16 protein-coding genes and 1 pseudogene are annotated in these 16,346 nt (G+C 64.8%); 9 read left to right on the top strand and 8 right to left on the bottom strand.

Annotation, left to right across the window (positions count from 1 at the left end; all coding sequences use genetic code 11):
* Positions 1-20 precede the first annotated feature (20 nt).
* The 3 genes from MFF34_RS20345 to aroC all read right to left on the bottom strand — a co-directional run bounded on the left by MFF34_RS20345 (position 21) and on the right by aroC (position 2,986).
* Positions 21-557, bottom strand: coding sequence for an oxidase (locus MFF34_RS20345; protein WP_238216116.1), 537 nt, complete (start codon positions 555-557; stop codon positions 21-23).
* Positions 557-1,711, bottom strand: coding sequence for an MFS transporter (locus tag MFF34_RS20340; RefSeq protein ID WP_238216114.1), 1,155 nt, complete (start codon positions 1,709-1,711; stop codon positions 557-559). Before MFF34_RS20340 ends, MFF34_RS20345 begins: the two co-directional genes overlap by 1 nt.
* Before the next feature lie 183 nt (positions 1,712-1,894).
* The gene (aroC, locus tag MFF34_RS20335; protein WP_238216112.1) at positions 1,895-2,986 is read right to left on the bottom strand and encodes a chorismate synthase; all 1,092 of its coding nucleotides are present in this window, start codon (positions 2,984-2,986) and stop codon (positions 1,895-1,897) included.
* 244 nt (positions 2,987-3,230) lie between these two features.
* Here aroC and MFF34_RS20330 point away from each other — a divergent pair, with 244 nt between their 5' ends.
* Positions 3,231-4,193 (top strand): alpha/beta hydrolase, encoded by a 963-nt coding sequence (locus MFF34_RS20330; protein ID WP_027596012.1) that lies wholly within the window; start codon positions 3,231-3,233, stop codon positions 4,191-4,193.
* 204 nt (positions 4,194-4,397) lie between these two features.
* Entirely contained in the window at positions 4,398-5,186 is a 789-nt protein-coding gene (locus MFF34_RS20325) for a hypothetical protein (RefSeq protein WP_238216110.1), read from the top strand.
* Positions 5,187-5,243: 57 nt separating this feature from the next.
* Here the strand turns inward: MFF34_RS20325 and prmB are convergent, their stop codons facing one another.
* Entirely contained in the window at positions 5,244-6,152 is a 909-nt protein-coding gene (prmB, locus tag MFF34_RS20320) for a 50S ribosomal protein L3 N(5)-glutamine methyltransferase (protein ID WP_027596010.1), read from the bottom strand.
* A gap of 180 nt (positions 6,153-6,332) precedes the next feature.
* On the opposite strand from prmB, the gene MFF34_RS20315 reads away from it, so the two are divergent.
* From MFF34_RS20315 to MFF34_RS20295, 5 genes are all read left to right on the top strand, one after another.
* Positions 6,333-6,923 (top strand): cysteine hydrolase family protein, encoded by a 591-nt coding sequence (locus MFF34_RS20315; protein ID WP_027596009.1) that lies wholly within the window; start codon positions 6,333-6,335, stop codon positions 6,921-6,923.
* Positions 6,924-7,012: 89 nt separating this feature from the next.
* Positions 7,013-7,333, top strand: coding sequence for a hypothetical protein (locus tag MFF34_RS20310; protein ID WP_027596008.1), 321 nt, complete (start codon positions 7,013-7,015; stop codon positions 7,331-7,333).
* A 175-nt stretch (positions 7,334-7,508) separates the two neighbouring features.
* Positions 7,509-8,069, top strand: coding sequence for a Smr/MutS family protein (locus MFF34_RS20305; RefSeq protein ID WP_027596007.1), 561 nt, complete (start codon positions 7,509-7,511; stop codon positions 8,067-8,069).
* A 69-nt stretch (positions 8,070-8,138) separates the two neighbouring features.
* The gene (gene folE / locus MFF34_RS20300; RefSeq protein ID WP_027596006.1) at positions 8,139-8,684 is read left to right on the top strand and encodes a GTP cyclohydrolase I FolE; all 546 of its coding nucleotides are present in this window, start codon (positions 8,139-8,141) and stop codon (positions 8,682-8,684) included.
* 59 nt (positions 8,685-8,743) lie between these two features.
* The gene (locus MFF34_RS20295; RefSeq protein WP_238216108.1) at positions 8,744-9,109 is read left to right on the top strand and encodes a glutaredoxin; all 366 of its coding nucleotides are present in this window, start codon (positions 8,744-8,746) and stop codon (positions 9,107-9,109) included.
* Positions 9,110-9,395: 286 nt separating this feature from the next.
* On the opposite strand, the gene MFF34_RS20290 is transcribed toward MFF34_RS20295, so the two are convergent.
* Positions 9,396-9,998 (bottom strand): glutathione S-transferase family protein, encoded by a 603-nt coding sequence (locus MFF34_RS20290; RefSeq protein ID WP_238216106.1) that lies wholly within the window; start codon positions 9,996-9,998, stop codon positions 9,396-9,398.
* A gap of 145 nt (positions 9,999-10,143) precedes the next feature.
* Between MFF34_RS20290 and MFF34_RS20285 the strand changes: the two genes are divergently transcribed.
* Entirely contained in the window at positions 10,144-11,334 is a 1,191-nt protein-coding gene (locus MFF34_RS20285) for a benzoate/H(+) symporter BenE family transporter (RefSeq protein ID WP_186679486.1), read from the top strand.
* Positions 11,335-11,408: 74 nt separating this feature from the next.
* Here MFF34_RS20285 and MFF34_RS28380 read toward each other — a convergent pair whose 3' ends face one another.
* From MFF34_RS28380 to MFF34_RS20275, 3 genes and pseudogenes are all read right to left on the bottom strand, one after another.
* Positions 11,409-12,272, bottom strand: coding sequence for a methyl-accepting chemotaxis protein (locus tag MFF34_RS28380; RefSeq protein WP_371098508.1), 864 nt, complete (start codon positions 12,270-12,272; stop codon positions 11,409-11,411).
* Positions 12,270-12,797 (bottom strand): annotated as a pseudogene (locus MFF34_RS28375) (HAMP domain-containing protein); the annotation flags it as partial. The gene MFF34_RS28380 and the pseudogene MFF34_RS28375, both read right to left, overlap by 3 nt.
* 669 nt (positions 12,798-13,466) lie before the next feature.
* The gene (locus MFF34_RS20275) at positions 13,467-14,864 is read right to left on the bottom strand and encodes a PLP-dependent aminotransferase family protein (protein WP_238216102.1); all 1,398 of its coding nucleotides are present in this window, start codon (positions 14,862-14,864) and stop codon (positions 13,467-13,469) included.
* Positions 14,865-15,153: 289 nt separating this feature from the next.
* Between MFF34_RS20275 and MFF34_RS20270 the strand changes: the two genes are divergently transcribed.
* The gene (locus MFF34_RS20270; RefSeq protein WP_238216100.1) at positions 15,154-16,323 is read left to right on the top strand and encodes an MFS transporter; all 1,170 of its coding nucleotides are present in this window, start codon (positions 15,154-15,156) and stop codon (positions 16,321-16,323) included.
* Positions 16,324-16,346 lie beyond the last annotated feature (23 nt).

The following is a 16,346-nucleotide window of genomic DNA, read 5'->3' as shown; positions in this document are numbered from 1 at the left end:
CGGACCGNNCCGCCCAAGCCTTACAACTCGTCGATCCCTAAAAACGCCCGGGCAGTCTCATCCCCGGTCAACCGCGCCTGCATCCCCTGCTCACTGCCAAATAACCGCAACGCCAGGCAGAACGGAGTCTCGCCCAGCTCAACCCAGCGCCGCGTGCCTGCCGGCACCACCAGCTGATCGCCCTTCTCGCACAGCACCGAATACACGAACTCGCCCAACCGCAAACCCACTTGCGCCCGGCCGCTGACCACCGCAAACACCTCTTCGGCGTCATGCACATGCTCGTCACGTACATCCGACTGTGCCGGGTCCACCCCGTCACGGTTGAGCAGTGTGAAGGCCGCACTGCCGTGGCCGGTCATCAACTGGTCGAGGTGTTCCCGGCAAGCTGCCATCACCTCGTCCTCTGAACTGCCAGGGCGAACCCGCAGCGCAAGCGGGTGATGGGCAAAACGCACGCCCTGCTCGGCCAGTGTCGCGGCAATGTCGTCGTGGTGGGTCAGCAGCTTGTTCGGCAGGCCTGGGCTGGACGGGTGGAAAACGCTGAGGGTACTCATCAGTGGCGGGTCCTGGTCGATTGCGAACAAAGGGCAATGATAACGGCTGCGGCCAAGGCTGCGGCGCTGGCCATACCAAAGGTGAAGGTCGGCCCCAGCAGTTTCCAGCTGTAGCCCGAGTACAAGGCACCCAGCGCACCGCCGGTGCCAGACAACGCCGCGTACAACGCCTGGCCCTGGCCTTGCTGGCGAGCGCCGAAGCTGGCCTGGACGAACGCGATGCAGGCGGCATGGAAGCAGCCAAAGGTGGCCGCGTGCATCACCTGGGCCAGCACCAGCACCGCCGGGTCATCGGCCAGGTTGCCGAGCAGCAGCCAGCGCAAAGACGCCAGCAGAAAACTGGCCAGCAACACCCGCTGCACGGAAAACCGCGCAAAAATGCGGCTCATGGCCATGAACACCAGCACCTCGGCCACCACCCCCAGCGCCCATAAAAGGCCGATGGCGCTGCGGCTGTAGCCCAGGTGTTCCAGGTGCAGGGTGAGGAAGGTGTAGTACGGCCCGTGGCTGAGCTGCATCAGCGCCACGCACACATAGAACGCGATGACGCCAGGGGCCCGCAGTTGCTGTAAAAAGCCGCCCGCTCCGCTGCGCTCGCCCTGCTCCAGCGGCTGGGCATTGGGCACCCACAGGCTGGCGAGGACGATGCCCGCCATGATCGTCACCAGGGCGACCGGGTAGATGTCCAGGCTGAGCCATTCGAACAAGCGCCCCAAGCCCACCACCGTGAGGATGAAACCGATCGAACCCCACAGGCGGACCTGGCTGTAGCGGGCGGTTTGCCCGTGCAGGTGCGCCAGGGTGATGACTTCGAATTGCGGCAGCACCGCGTGCCAGAAGAACGCGTGCAGGGCCATGACCAGCGCCAGCCAGGCGTAGCTCTTGCCGAAGAAGATCAGGGCGAAGCTGGCCAGCGTGCACAACGCGCCCAGGCGCACGATCAGCAGGCGTTGGCCGGTGCGGTCGCCCAACCAACCCCACAGGTTGGGGGCGACACAGCGCATCAGCATGGGGATGGCCACCAGCTCGCCGATGCGCGCCGGGGAAAAACCCAGGTGGTCGAAGTACAGCGCCAGGAAGGGGGCTGTGGAGCCCAGCAGGGCGAAGTAGAAGAGGTAGAAGCTGGACAGGCGCCAGTAGGGGATTGGGGGCATGGAATGGGCCGATGGTGTGTTTAGCGTACCGGCTCGATCCCACTGTGTAGGAGCAGCCTTGTGCTGCGAAAGGGCCGGCGAAACCACTGCACGAATCTGCCAACTGCACCGGCCTCTTCGCAGCACAAGGCTGCCCCTACACAGAGGTGTGCCGGTGCATTCGGCACATCAATCACAAATGGATCAAAGCTGGCCCAGCACCGGCGTACCGACCTTCACGTCGGCATTCTGTGCGCGGTGGCGCAGCAGGTGGTCCATCAGGGCGATGGCCATCATCGCTTCGGCGATCGGCGTGGCACGGATGCCGACACAGGGGTCATGACGGCCTTTGGTGATCACGTCCACCGGGTTGCCCTCCACATCGATGGAACGGCCCGGCGTGGTGATGCTGGAGGTCGGCTTCAGCGCCAGGTGCGCAACGATCGGCTGGCCCGAGGAAATCCCCCCCAGGATGCCGCCGGCGTTGTTGCTGAGGAACCCTTCCGGGGTCAGCTCGTCACGGTGCTCGGTACCGCGCTGGGCGACACTGGCAAAGCCAGCGCCAATCTCGACGCCCTTGACCGCGTTGATGCTCATCAGCGCATGGGCCAGTTCCGCGTCGAGGCGGTCGAAGATCGGCTCGCCCAGGCCTGGCATCACGCCTTCGGCCACGACGGTGATCTTCGCCCCGACCGAATCCTGGTCGCGGCGCAGTTGGTCCATGTAGGCCTCGAGTTCGGGCACCTTGTCCGGGTCGGGGCTGAAGAAGGCGTTGTGCTCGACCGATTCCCAGGTCTTGAACGGAATCTCGATTGGGCCCAGCTGGCTCATGTAGCCACGCACGGTGATGCCCTGGGTGGCCAGGTACTTCTTGGCGATGGCCCCTGCCGCTACACGCATGGCCGTTTCGCGGGCCGAGCTGCGGCCGCCGCCGCGGTAGTCACGCTCACCGTACTTGTGGTGGTAGGTGTAGTCGGCGTGCGCCGGGCGGAACAGGTCCTTGATCGCCGAGTAGTCCTTGGACTTCTGGTCGGTGTTGCGGATCAGCAGGCCGATCGAGCAGCCGGTGGTGCGGCCTTCGAACACACCGGAGAGGATCTCGACCTCGTCCGGCTCCTGGCGCTGGGTGGTGTGCCGGCTGGTGCCAGGCTTGCGCCGGTCGAGGTCATGCTGCAGGTCGGCCAGGGAGATCTCCAGGCCCGGCGGGCATCCATCGACAATGGCGACCAACGCCGGGCCATGGCTTTCGCCTGCGGTGGTGACAGTGAACAGCTTGCCGTAGGTATTGCCGGACATGGACGCTCCGCGAGTCTGCCTGAGGTGAACGAAAGCGGCAGTATACGGAAAAATACCGAGGGATTGGTTGTCTGTGCTGGCCTCTTCGCGGGTTAAACCGCTCCAACAGGGTTACCCCTAGCCTGAAAGCAGTGATGTTCCTGTGGGAGCGGGTTTACCCGCGAAGAGGCCAGCCCAGGCAACTACCCACCGAACCTTCCCACAAACATTGGGTCAAACCGACATCTCCCCACCGTAGTACCCCATGATGCCGCGCCTCGTCGCCTTGTTGTTCATGCTCTGTGCAGGCCTCGCCCAGGCCGCCTCCCCCACCGTCTTGCAGCGCCCCATCGACCTCGACACCGGCCAGGGCGTGCTGCACGGCAGCTTGCTGCTGCCACAACAGGCCACGCCGCCCCCGGTGGTGTTGATCATCGCGGGCTCCGGCCCCACCGACCGAGACGGCAACAACCCAGCCACGGGGCGTATCGACAACCTCAAGCGGCTGGCCCTGGTGCTGGCCAACGACCACATAGCCAGCGTGCGTTATGACAAGCGCGGCGTGGCCGCGAGCCAGCCGGCCACGCCCGATGAGCGCGACCTCAGCGTCGAGCGCTATGTCGCCGATGTGGTTGCCTGGAGCCACAAGCTCAAGGCCGACCCGCGGTTCGGCCCGCTGATTCTGGTGGGCCACAGCGAAGGCGCGCTGATCGCCAGCCTCGCCGCCGAACAGGCAGGTGCCAGCGCGGTGATCACCTTGGCCGGCGTCGGCCGCCCGTTGGCCGACGTATTGCGCGAGCAGCTGGCCCAGCGCCTGCCGCCCGCCCAATTGGCCCGTGGCAGTGACTTGCTCGACCGCCTGCAGGCTGGGCAGACCAGCCTGGATGTGCCCGCGCCGCTGCGCCAAGTGTTCCGCCCCAGCGTACAGCCGTATCTGATTTCGCTGTTCCGGCAGAACCCGGCGGCGGCGTTCGCGCAATTGCCGATGCCGGCGCTGATCGTCCAGGGCCGCAACGACGTGCAGGTCGACGTAACGGATGCCGAGCGCCTCAAGGCTGCGAAACCGGATGCGCAACTGGTGCTGATCGATGGCATGAACCACATGCTGCGCATCAGCCCCAAGGCCATGAGCGAACAGCGTGACAGCTACCTCAACCCCGAGCTGCCACTGGCCCGTGAGCTGGGGGAGCGGATCGTCACGTTCATCCAGCATTTGCCATCGGCCTGACCCTCAGGTCTTGGCCGGGGCTGCCGATAAGGCGGTATTGGCGGTGAATCCGGGGCCGCGTTGGCGGCCCATCGCCGGCAAGCCGGCTCCCACAGGTGCAGCAGTGCCCTTGAGAGCAGCGCGCCCTTGGTGGGAGCTGGCTTGCCAGCGATGGGCTGCGCAGCAGCCCCATTTGCCGCATGCCCGAACCTAAGGACAGCCCCCATGACAATTGCCCCCGCCGCCCTAGAGCCGGCCGACGAGCCACAACCCCAGGACGGCGCCGCGCTGCCTTGGGCCGACCTTGCCGCCGAACACTTCCAGCTGTTGCGCCTGGCCCCCTTGCCCACCGACCGCGCCACCGGCGCCCGCCCCCTGCGCTTTGTGCAGTTCGGCTACGCCGAGCGTCACGACAAAGCCCACAGCCTGCTGCGCATGGAAATCCAGCTGCCAGGGCAAAAGGTGCGCAAAGAGCAGAACCACCTGGATATCCGCGTCGACCACGCCGAACGCCTGGTGCGCATTGGCAGCGACCAGGGCCTGCAGCTGGAACCCCTGAACCGCGGTATCGGCCGCTTCATGCTGGCCCAGGCCGTGCAATGGCTGCAGCGCAGGTGGTCGCATTACCGGGTCGAAGGCATGGCACTGCCGAGCAAGGATGCCCTGAGCGAGGATTCACGCCTGCGCCGGGACCAGTTCTTGCGCGGGGTGGGTATCGAAGTGGAGTACGAAGACCCTCAGCACCTCAAAGGGCGCACCGTTGAAGCCACGGTGGGCCAGCTGAAAGGCGCCTGGAGCAGCGAGCGGCTGCAGCGGGTGGAGATTCTCGATGCAGCCAACTTGCTGCAGCAGGCCGATCAACAGCTGCAGGAAATGGAAGGCCAACTGCGCGAACGGGATGAGCGGGTGGCCAAGTACCGGCGTGAAGATGGCGGGTTGCGCTTTACCATCACCTGCCTGGTGGCGTTTGCGATGTTTCAAGCGGGGCTGCTGATCTGGATTGCTACCCGCTGAGACCGTGGCGCCTGCTTCGCGGGTTTACCCGCGATGGGCTGCAAAGCAGCCCCCCACTCAAACCCGAGCTTTGAACAGCTCTTGATGCTGCCGGCACTGCTCGGCTGTCAGCATGAACACCCCATGCCCGCCCCGCTCGAATTCCAGCCAGGCGAAATCCACCTCGGGGTACAGCGACTCGACATGCACCTGGCTGTTGCCCACCTCGACAATCAGCAACCCTTTGTCGGTCAGGTGGTCAGCCGCCTCGGCCAGCATCCGCCGCACCAGGTCCAGGCCATCGTTACCGCAGGCCAGGCCCAGCTCAGGCTCGTGGTGATACTCGGCCGGCATGTCGCCAAAATCTTCGGCATCGACATACGGCGGGTTGGACAGGATCAGGTCGAAGCGCTGCCCTGGCAGGCCATCGAAGCCATCGCCCTGCACCGTGTAGACGCGCATGTCCAGGCCGTGACGCTCGATGTTCTGGTTCGCCACCTCAAGGGCATCGAACGACAGGTCGCCCAGCACCACTTCGGCCTCGGGGAACACTTCGGCCGCGACGATGCCGATGCAACCAGACCCGGTGCACAGGTCCAGAATGCGCGCAGGCTCTGACGCCAGCCACGGCTCGAAACGTTTTTCGATCAGCTCGCCAATCGGCGAACGGGGCACCAGCACGCGCTCGTCGACAATGAACGACATGCCGCAGAACCACGCCTCGCCCAGCAGGTAGGCGGTGGGCACGCGTTCTTCGATACGCCGCTTGAGCAGGTGCTGCAGGCGCACGCGTTCGTCGTCCTCGAGCATGCAGTCCAGGTAGCTGTCGGCCACCTCCCATGGCAAGTGCACGGCGCCCAGCACCAGCAGGCGGGCTTCGTCCCAGGCGTTGTCGGCACCGTGGCCGAAGAACAGCTCGCGCTCGTGGAAGCGGCTGACCGCCCAGCGAATGTAGTCGCGCAGCGTGCGCAGACGGGATGTGATCACGGGGGTACTCCTAATTCAGACCGTACAAAAGTCTAACAGCCCAACCCGCACAATTGTTCCTTGGCGTTCCCCAAAGGGTAGCCACAGGCCAGTAACCACGCTGTTTGCGATGTCAACCATTCCCATTGACGCCAAGGCAAGGGACAATAGGTATACAAAAGCCCTTCCAAGGAGCCCTTGATGTCCGTTCCAACCACGATGTTCCGCCTCACTGGCCGCGACTACCCGCCGGCCAAGCTGAGCCACGCCAGCCTGATCATCATCGATGCGCAAAAGGAGTACCTCAGTGGTCCCCTGGCACTGTCGGGCATGGACGAGGCCGTGGCCAACATCGCCCGGTTGCTCGATGCCGCGCGCAAGAGCGGCCGTCCGATCATCCACGTCCGTCACCTGGGCACTGTCGGTGGCCGTTTCGACCCACAAGGCAGCGGTGGCCAGTTCATCCCTGGGCTGGAGCCACACGAAGGCGAAATCGTCATCGAAAAGCGCATGCCTAACGCGTTCAAGAACACCAAGCTGCACGACACCCTGCAGGCGCTGGGCCACCTGGACCTGATCGTCTGCGGTTTCATGAGCCACTCCAGCGTCAGCACCACCGTGCGCCGCGCCAAGGACTATGGTTATCGGTGCACCCTGGTGGAAGACGCCTCGGCGACCCGCGACCTGGCGTTCAAGGACGGGGTCATCCCGGCCGCACAGATTCACCAGTGTGAAATGGCCGTGATGGCCGACAACTTCGCCTGTGTCGCCCCTACCGCCAGCCTGATCTGATCCAGGGCGGGTAACGACCGCCCGGCAGCCGGGCGGAACCCAAAGGGCGAGCGCAGGTCGAATTCCGGATATCCACAGAGGAAATCGGAATGAAGCTCAAAGGCAGTTTCGACGCCAAACGCCTGCGCACGCGCGAACCGCGCAATTGGGGCGCACGCCTGGCTGCCGGCCTGTCCGCCTTGCTGGCAACGCTGGGTGTGCTGCTGGCCATGGCCGGCATCGCCGGCCTGCTGGGCAACTACCCGGCCCTGCAAGAACTCAATGCCAACAAACCGCTGGCCAGCATCCTCACCGGGGCTGGCTTGCTGTTGCTGTGGCTGGGCGTGCGTTTCTGGCGGCGCAGCCGTATTCGCCTGCGTCGCGGGCGGGAATTGAACCTGTCGCCGCACTTGATGAAAAAACACGACTGACTCTTTTGTATTGCCTGTGCGGGCCTCTTCGCGGGGCAAGCCCGCTCCCACAGGATAACTTCAGCGCCTAGGGCCAGAGGTAATCCTGTGGGAGCGGGTTTACCCGCGAAGAGGCCCGCACAGGCTGCACACAGCCCCACAGTCGCGTAAACTACGCCGCCCACGTGGAGGCATCATGCAAGACGACGACTTTTCCCTGTTCCATGCCGAAGTGCGCGGCGTCAAGCCGATCAAGCACGACCGTGCCGAGGTCGGCAAACCCAAGGCCGACCGCAAGCAGCTGGCCGGCCTGCGGCAGGCGGCTACCGTGCGCAGCGACAAGGCACTGGTGATCGACGGCATGTCCGACCAGTTCGTCATCGACGTTGGCGCCGAAGACGAGCTGATGTGGCGCCGTGACGGCGTGCAGGAAACCCAGCTGCGCAAACTCAAGCTCGGCCAGATTGCCTTCGAGGGCAGCCTCGACCTGCACGGCATGACCGTCGAGAAAGCCCGTGAAACACTCTGGGACTTCATCGCCGAGGCCACCAAGCTGGAAGTACGCTGTGTCCGCGTCACCCACGGCAAGGCCGCGCGCCTCGACGGCAAGCGCCCGATGATCAAGAGTCACGTCAACACCTGGCTGCGCCAGCACCCGCAAGTGCTCGGTTTTGCCTCGTGCAACCCGCGCCATGGCGGTACCGGCGCGGTGTATGTGATGCTTAAACGAACCATGCTCGAAGGACGCGACGAGTAACGCCGCGCTTGCAGCGCCGCCCTTGCCGCCGTACCCTTCGTTTTTGCGATTTTTCCCACAGGTAGATACATGTCCCTGGAACAGAACTACACCGAGATTCTCAGCCAGATCGGCGAGGACGTCTCCCGTGAGGGCCTGCTCGACACGCCCAAGCGGGCTGCAAAGGCCATGAAGTACCTTTGCCGCGGTTATGAGCAGACGCTGGAAGAAGTCACCAACGGCGCGCTGTTCACCTCCGACAACAGCGAGATGGTACTGGTCCGGGACATCGAGCTGTACTCGATGTGCGAGCACCACATGCTGCCCTTCATCGGCAAGGCGCACGTGGCCTACCTGCCCAAGGGCAAGGTGCTGGGCCTGTCGAAGGTGGCACGCATCGTCGACATGTACGCACGCCGCCTGCAGATTCAGGAAAACCTCAGCCGCCAGATCGCCGAAGCGGTCGAGAAGGTAACGGGCGCTGCTGGCGTGGCCGTGGTCATCGAAGCCAAGCACATGTGCATGATGATGCGCGGTGTCGAGAAGCAGAATTCGAGCATGATCACCTCGGTGATGCTGGGCGAATTCCGCGCCAACGCCGCCACCCGCAGTGAGTTCCTCAGCCTGATCAAGTGATTGGCTGGTTACCCTGAGCCGACCCTGCTGGGTCGGCTTTTTCTTTTCAGGAGTTGCCCATGATCGTCAAAGCCCTGCGGGTTGGCCTCGGCCAGCTCATCGTGTTCGGCGACTGGATCAGCCGCCCGGCCAAGCGCAAGCGCGATGCCGCCGCCCAGGCGCGTGTCGAGCAAGCGGCCAGTGGCCTTGCGCTGTACCAGTTCCATGCCTGCCCGTTCTGCGTCAAGACCCGCCGCACCCTGCACCGCTTGAACGTGCCAGTGGCGCTGCGTGACGCCAAGAACGACCCGGAGCATCGCCAGGCGCTGCTGGAAGGCGGTGGCCGCGTGAAAGTGCCATGCCTGCGCATCGAGGAAGAAGGCAAGGTGAGCTGGATGTATGAGTCCAAGGCCATCATTGCCTACCTGGACAAGCGCTTCGCCTGACCTGGCGCTGTTTCGGCTGACCTTGTACCTCTTCGGCTGACCTTGTACTTCTCTGGCTGACGTTGTACTTCTTCGGCTGACCTTGTACTTGTAGGAGCAGCCTTGTGCTGCGAAGAGGCCGGTGCAGGCTGAGGATATCTCTGTGGCTTGCACCGGCCTCTTCGCAGCACAAGGCTGCTCCTACAATGAATTGTGCCAAGGCAAGAAATTGCGCCCGGGCGGGGAATTGCGCCCGGGCAAGGAATCGCGCCCAGGCGGGAATCGCGCCCGGGCGAGTCGAATAGGCTCAGCCCACCATCGGCACATGCCGCGGATGGCTGGCCACGCGCTCCAGCCAGGCCCTGACCGCCGGGTAATCCGTCAGGTCGAACCCACCCTGCTGCGCCACATGGGTGTAGGCATACAACGCCACATCGGCAATCGAATACTGCTCCCCCACCAGGTACGGCGTCATCTGCAACTGCCGCTCCATTACCTTCAGCGCCTTGTACCCGCCTTTGTGCAGCTTGCGGTACTCCTCCAGCCGATCATCCGGCAGCCCCAGGTAAAACTGGATGAACCGCGCCACGGCAATGTACGGCTCATGGCTGTACTGCTCGAAGAACTGCCACTGCAAGACCTGCGTGCGCAACCGCGGCTCAGTGGGCAAGAACTCGCTGCCGTCGGCCAGGAAGTTGAGGATGGCATTGGATTCCCACAGGTACGTGCCGTCTTCCAGCTCCAGCACCGGCACCTTGCCATTGGGGTTCATCGCCAGAAATTCAGGCGTCTCGGTTTCGCCTTTTAGAATATCCACCGGGTGCCACTCATACGGCCGGCCCAGCAGGCTCAGCATCAGCTTGACCTTGTAGCAGTTGCCCGACTGGTAATCGCCATAGACCTTGTACATCACCCCTCCCCTCCCATGCAGTTGCGCATTCGTGCCCAATAGTTGGCGACTGTACGGCTAAAAGCAATGGCCGCTGTATGGCAAGGATCAACCTTGCTCGCGTTAGTCTGAAAAAACTGCTTACACCTTTACAAGGATTTTGTTCATGACCGATGCCACTTCCGCACGCCTGCGGCCCCTGGCAGACAGCTCCCCGTCGGCGGTGGTCGCCGGCTTCATTGCCATGCTCACCGGCTATACCAGCTCACTGGTGCTGATGTTTCAGGCCGGCCAGGCGGCCGGGCTGACCACTGCGCAGATTTCGTCCTGGATCTGGGCGCTGTCGATCGGCATGGCGGTGTGCAGCATTGGCCTGTCGCTGCGCTACCGCACGCCGATCACCGTGGCCTGGTCGACCCCAGGCGCGGCGCTGCTGATCACCAGCCTGGGCGGCGTCAGCTATGGCGAGGCCATCGGGGCGTACATCACCTGCGCCGTGCTGGTGCTGATCTGCGGCCTGACCGGCAGCTTCGAGCGCCTGGTCAAACGTATTCCGGCCTCGCTGGCTTCGGCGCTGCTGGCGGGTATCTTGTTCAAGATCGGTAGCGAGATCTTTGTCGCCGCGCAGCACCGCACCGTGCTGGTGCTGGGCATGTTCTTCAGCTACCTGCTGGTCAAGCGCCTGTCGCCGCGTTACTGCGTGCTGGCCGCGTTGCTGGTCGGTACGGCGCTGTCTGGCGCCCTTGGCCTGCTGGACTTCAGCGGCTTCCGCCTGGAAGTGGCCACGCCGGTGTGGACCACGCCGAGCTTCTCGCTGGGGGCGACCATCAGCATTGGGATTCCGCTTTTCGTGGTGGCGATGACCTCGCAGAACATGCCCGGCGTGGCCGTGCTGCGGGCCGATGGCTACCAGGTGCCGGCTTCACCGTTGATTTCGGCGACCGGGTTTGCCTCGTTGCTGCTGGCACCGTTTGGCTCGCACGGGGTGAACCTGGCGGCGATCAGCGCAGCGATCTGCACCGGGCCACATGCCCATGAAGACCCGAGTAAGCGCTACACCGCGGCGGTGTGGTGCGGGATTTTCTATGGCATTGCCGGGGTGTTCGGGGCAACGTTGGCGGCGCTGTTTGCGGCGTTGCCGAAAGAGCTGGTGCTGTCGATTGCGGCCTTGGCGTTGTTTGGCTCGATCATGAACGGGCTGACCGTGGCCATGGGGGAGGCGCGCGAGCGTGAGGCGGCGTTGATTACCTTTATGGTGACGGCGTCGGGGTTGACGCTGTTCTCGATCGGGTCGGCGTTCTGGGGGATTGTGGCGGGGGTTTTGACGTTGATGATTTTGAATCCGCGCAAGATCTGAGGTGTTGTAGCCTGTACCGGCCTCTTCGCGGTCCGACTTGCCCCGCGAAGAGGCCGGTGCAGGTAACACAAAGCTCAAAGCCTGAAATGCCCCACCATCCCCTTCAAGTCCGTGCCCAACTGCGCCAGCTCGACACTCGACCTGGCATTGTCCTGCATCGCCAACGCCGCCTGATCGGCACTGCCGCGGATCTGCGTGACGCTGCGGCTGATCTCTTCGGCCACCGAGCTCTGCTGCTCGGCCGCGGCGGCAATCTGCTGGTTCATCTGCTGGATCATTGAAACCGCCGAGGCAATGCTGCCCAGCGCACTTTCAGTCTGCAACACATCCGCCACCGCCAAACGCACCAGCTCGGTACTGCCGCGGATCTGCGCCACCGACTGCTGGGCGTTGCCGCGCAAGCTCCCCACCAGGGTCTCGATCTGCTCGGTCGATTGCCGGGTACGCCGGGCCAAGGCCCGCACCTCATCGGCCACCACCGCAAAGCCACGCCCCTGCTCGCCCGCACGCGCCGCTTCGATCGCGGCATTGAGCGCCAGCAGGTTGGTCTGCTCGGCGACGCTCTTGATCACTTCCAGTACATCGCCAATGGTGTGAATCTCGGCACTGAGGCTGTCGATGCCGGCACTGGCCGTCTCGGCAGCCGACGCCAACTGCTCGATACGCTGCATGCTCTGACGCACCACCACTTGCCCAGACTCGACCTTGTCATCGGCAGACTGGGCCGCCTGCGCCGCTTCCTCGGCATTGCGCGCTACGTCATGCACGGTGGCCGTCATCTGCTGCATGGCGGTAGCCACCTGTTCGGTTTCCTCCTTCTGGCTGCCCACCTCGCGGTTGGTCTGCTCGGTCACCGCCGACAGCGCCTGCGCACTGCCGGCCAGTTGCTCGATACCCTGCTGCAGCCCGCTGACAATGCCCGACAGCCCAGCCGCCATCTGCTGCATGGCCTGCATCAACTGCCCCACCTCGTCGCGGCGCGGCGCTTCTGCTTCCAGGCTCAACTCGCCCGCGGCAATGCGCTGGGCACGGGCGATGACGCGCTTGAGCGGGCCGACCAGCGCACGGGTAATCAGCCAGGCAGCCAGCACACCCACCAACAGCGCCAGCCCCGTGGCCAGGGCGATGGCCAGGGCATTGCGCGACAACTCACCTTGCAGGGCCTGCTCCTGCGCCAGGTAGGCCTGGTCGACCCGGCCGGTGACCTGCTCGGCCCGCGCCTGCAGCTGCGCCTTCAGGCCCTGCTCCTTGGCCAGCAGGTCGGTGTATTCGTTGAGTTTGTCGGAGAAACTGCCGATGTGCCCAGCCACTTCGCCCAGCACACTCTGGTACCCGGCATCACTGACGGCGGCCTTGAGCTGCTCAACCAGGCTTGCGGCTTCGAGGGTCTGGGCGATGCGCGTCTGGCCCGCGCCTTCTTCACCCTTGCGGCTCTTGTCCAGGCGCACGCGGGCTTCGTCCATTGCTTGCAGCATCAGCCGCGACACCTGCGCCACCTGCGCGGCCTGCTCCAGAAACTCGCCGCCCTGCTGGCCCTGGGATTGTTTGAGGGTGTAGGTGCCGTCGTCGGCCAGCCCGGCCTGCAGCACATCCAGGTTGTTGGCCACGCTGGACACCGACCAACTGGCCATGTCCAGCGCCAGCTCCTTGGCCTGCACCGCTTCGACAAAGGCCTCGAACGCCTGGCCATAGGCGCTTAGGTCAGCCTCGGCCGCTGCTAGCGCCGGCAAGCCACGGGCACGTTCGGCCAAGGCCTGCAGGCCCGCGCGCAAGGCCTCGGCCTGCTTGATGTCGGAACTCATGGCAAAGGTTTGTTCGTGCTGGCGCAACCTGAGCAGGTCGGTATTGAATTGGGCCAGCTGGCGCAAGCCGTCGAAGCGTTGGCCCACGCTGTGCAACGCGGCGATGCCGATGGCCGCCACCGCCAGCGTCAACAACAGCACCAAGGTAAAGCCCAGGCCGAGCTTGCGGGCCATGCCCAGGTTGGCCAGAACACCGTGCTTGGTCGCGCCCATCGCCGATTCCCCTTCACCTTGTCAGGTTTTGCCGAAGGCCAAGCGTGGCAACGATACCCGTGCACTCACAAGGGCCTGACGCCAGAATAGTGTCAAATAGCTATGAGCGTGTCGCTTTCAGTGTGCTGGAGGTCGCCCTGCGTGTTTGAAGAAGGCCTGGGCGCGGGAATCCTGCCCGTAAGCGACATTGATGCGCAGCCAATCGCTGGTCGCGCCCTGGTAATCGAAGGCGCTGCCAGGGGTGAGCAGCACCGCATGCTCCAGGGCCAGCCGCTCCAGGCTGGCAACGTCACGCCCGGGTACCCGCGCCCAAACGAACATACCGCCGTAAGGCTCACAGAACACCTCCCACCCCGCCTGCTCCAGCTGCCCGAGCAACTTGGCCATGTGCTGGCCCAGGCGCACCCGCAGGCGTTGCACGCTTTTGCGGTAGCTGCCGTTGGCGAGCATCTGCCCCACTACCTGCTCGGCGAAGCGCGACGTGCCGATGCCACTGACCATCTTCAGCTCGGCCAGCCGCGCCAGCAGGGCCGGGTCGGCGACCAGGTAGCCGACCCGCAGCGAGCTGCTGAGGGTTTTGGAGAAGCTGGCCATGTAGATGACCCGCTGTTCGCTGTCCAGCGTGGCCAGGCGCGTGGCCGGGCCTTCCTGGAAGTCGGCGTAGATATCGTCTTCGATGATGCGCAGGTCGTGCTCGCGGGCCAGTTCCAGCAGGCGGTAGGCAACCTTGGGGGTCAAGCTGGTGCCGGTCGGGTTGTGGTACAGGCTGTTGATGAACAGGCAACGCGGGCGGTGTTCGGCCAGCAAGCGCTCCAGCGCCGCCAGGTCTGGGCCTTCGGCCAGGCGGGGCACGGGCAACATGCGCACCTGGTGCTGGCGCAGCAGGTTGTACAGGTTGTAGTAACCGGGGTTTTCCACCAGCACCGTATCGCCAGGGCGCAGCACGGTGCGCACCAGCAGGTCGAGGCCATGGCTGGCGCCTTGGGTGGTGAGGATGCGTTCGGGGCCGGCGGCGATGCCCTGGCGCGCCAGGCGCTTGTGCAGTTGCTGACGCAGGCTGGCCAGGCCCAGCGGTGGGCAGTAGTCGAACAGGTCTTGCGGGTTGCCGCGGCTGACCTGGCGCACCGCCTGGGCCAGCTCGGTGGCCGCACGCCAGCTGTTGGGCAACCAGCCACAGCCGAGCTTGAGCAGCTCGTCATGGCCCTCGCGAAACTGCCGCCAGCGGCCATCTCCAGCCTCGCCCCAGGGCAAGCCATCGTCCGCCTCGCCCACCGGTTTACGCTCGGCGACGAAAAAGCCGGTGCCATGCCGCGCCTCCAGCCAGCCGCTGGCGACCAGGCGATCATAGGCCTCGATCACACAAGACGCGCTGACCGCCTGGCTGCGCGCCAACGCACGGATCGACGGCAGACGGGCACCGGGGCGCAGGCGTTGGTGGTCGATCCAGGTTTGCAGGTGGTCGGTGAGTTGCTGCACCAAGGGCGTGGTGCTGGTGCGGTCTAGAGGGAAGTGCATGGCAAGTGTTCGCAGGTTTTGAGCGAACAGTTAAGCATAAATGGGGTGGCGGTGTGTCTGGTTGCCGGGGCTGATTGGAATCATTGTTGCCACGCCGGCACAGCCCTAACGTCGCACGCGCTTCGTGTAGGAGCAGCCTTGTGCTGCGAAGAGGCCGGTAAAAACAGCCAAGATTTCCGGTGTTGTCACCGGCCTCTTCGCAGCACAAGGCTGCTCCTACAGGGGTTTTCACAGCCCATTGAACTGCGAAGAGGCCGGCACTGCCCTCTTAAAACCCAGGATCTTACCCATGCCCCGCGCCCCCGCCAGACTGGCCTTCGCCCTGTGCCTGATCACCCTCGCCGTCAACCTCCAAGCCCCGCTCTACATCACCTACGCCGACCTCTCCGGCCAAGGGGCCGCCGCCACCGCCGTGGCCTTCTCCGGCTACGTGCTGGGCGTACTCCCGGTACTCCTGGCCCTCGGCGGGCTGGCCGACCGGGTTGGCCGCCGCCCTATGATCATCGCCGCGCTGATCCTGTCGATGATCGCCACCGTGCTCATGCTACTCGCCCCCAGCCTGCAAACCCTTGGCCTGGCGCGGCTGTTCCTGGGCCTGGGCACCGGCCTTGCCTCGGCCACGGCAACCGCCTACATGGGCGAGCTGATGGGCAGTGACGGCAGCCCCCGTGCCGCCAACTGGGTCACCGCCAGCACCTCACTGGGCTTTGGCCTGGGCGCCGCGCTTACCAGCCTGTTCCTGCTGCGCGGCCCGAGCCTGACCCCAGGCAGCTTCCACCTGCAGCTGCTGCTCGCCGCCGTTGCCCTGGTGCTGGTCTGGCGCCTGCCCGACCCGCGCCCGACACAGCGCAGCGCCATGCTACGGCTGCCGTGCTACCCCCGCGGCAGCGTTGCCTATGGCCTGGCCATCTTGCTGGCCTGGGCCTGCGTTGGCTTGGTCATCGCCCTGCTGCCGGGGATTTTGCGCCAGCATGGCTTGAGTGCCTGGTCGGGGTTCTCGACCTTCTGCGTGATCAGCTGCGGCTTGTTGTTCCAGCCGATGGCACGTCGCCTGTCGAGCCTCAAGGCCACGCTGCTGGGGCTGCTGATTCTGCCGTGCAGTTACGCGGTGCTGGCCTGGGGGGCCGATGCTGGGCAATTGGCGGCCGTGTTGCTGGGCGCGGTGGCGGCCAGCAGTGCGTGTTACGGGTTTATCTACCTGGGCGGGCTGGCGGCGGTGAACCAACTGGCCGGCACAGAAAAAACCCGGGCCAGTGCCGGGTTCTTCCTGCTGGCGTACCTGGGTTTCAGCTTGCCGGTGATCTTTACCGGCTTGCTGAGCGACCGCTTGGGGTCACGGATGGCCTTGCTGGTGTTTGGTGGGGTATTGCTGCTGGGGTGCGTGCTGGTTGGGTTGGCGTTGTGCTTGTCTGCGCGGACTGCTGCAGCGCAAAGCCCGCAGCTACAAGTACGCAACTGACCCTTGTAGGAGCGGCCTTGCGT

The sequence above is a fragment of the Pseudomonas sp. PAGU 2196 genome (assembly GCF_022179005.1).
Classification (GTDB): Bacteria; Pseudomonadota; Gammaproteobacteria; order Pseudomonadales; family Pseudomonadaceae; genus Aquipseudomonas; species Aquipseudomonas kermanshahensis.
The sequence above is the reverse complement of the archived record's forward strand: the minus strand, read 5'-3'. Positions and strand labels throughout refer to the sequence as shown.

What these genes read in the sequence shown, in the direction of transcription:
- MFF34_RS20295 (WP_238216108.1), top strand. Translation starts at nt 8,744, where the DNA reads ATGATCGTCAAAGCCCTGCGGGTTGGCCTCGGCCAGCTCATCGTGTTC.
- MFF34_RS20345 (WP_238216116.1), bottom strand. Translation starts at nt 557, where the DNA reads ATGAGTACCCTCAGCGTTTTCCACCCGTCCAGCCCAGGCCTGCCGAAC.
- MFF34_RS20310 (WP_027596008.1), top strand. Translation starts at nt 7,013, where the DNA reads ATGAAGCTCAAAGGCAGTTTCGACGCCAAACGCCTGCGCACGCGCGAA.
- MFF34_RS20330 (WP_027596012.1), top strand. Translation starts at nt 3,231, where the DNA reads ATGATGCCGCGCCTCGTCGCCTTGTTGTTCATGCTCTGTGCAGGCCTC.
- MFF34_RS28380 (WP_371098508.1), bottom strand. Translation starts at nt 12,272, where the DNA reads ATGGCGGCTGGGCTGTCGGGCATTGTCAGCGGGCTGCAGCAGGGTATC.
- MFF34_RS20325 (WP_238216110.1), top strand. Translation starts at nt 4,398, where the DNA reads ATGACAATTGCCCCCGCCGCCCTAGAGCCGGCCGACGAGCCACAACCC.
- MFF34_RS20305 (WP_027596007.1), top strand. Translation starts at nt 7,509, where the DNA reads ATGCAAGACGACGACTTTTCCCTGTTCCATGCCGAAGTGCGCGGCGTC.
- aroC (WP_238216112.1), bottom strand. Translation starts at nt 2,986, where the DNA reads ATGTCCGGCAATACCTACGGCAAGCTGTTCACTGTCACCACCGCAGGC.
- MFF34_RS20315 (WP_027596009.1), top strand. Translation starts at nt 6,333, where the DNA reads ATGTCCGTTCCAACCACGATGTTCCGCCTCACTGGCCGCGACTACCCG.
- MFF34_RS20275 (WP_238216102.1), bottom strand. Translation starts at nt 14,864, where the DNA reads ATGCACTTCCCTCTAGACCGCACCAGCACCACGCCCTTGGTGCAGCAA.
- folE (WP_027596006.1), top strand. Translation starts at nt 8,139, where the DNA reads ATGTCCCTGGAACAGAACTACACCGAGATTCTCAGCCAGATCGGCGAG.
- MFF34_RS20285 (WP_186679486.1), top strand. Translation starts at nt 10,144, where the DNA reads ATGACCGATGCCACTTCCGCACGCCTGCGGCCCCTGGCAGACAGCTCC.
- MFF34_RS20290 (WP_238216106.1), bottom strand. Translation starts at nt 9,998, where the DNA reads ATGTACAAGGTCTATGGCGATTACCAGTCGGGCAACTGCTACAAGGTC.
- MFF34_RS20340 (WP_238216114.1), bottom strand. Translation starts at nt 1,711, where the DNA reads ATGCCCCCAATCCCCTACTGGCGCCTGTCCAGCTTCTACCTCTTCTAC.
- MFF34_RS20270 (WP_238216100.1), top strand. Translation starts at nt 15,154, where the DNA reads ATGCCCCGCGCCCCCGCCAGACTGGCCTTCGCCCTGTGCCTGATCACC.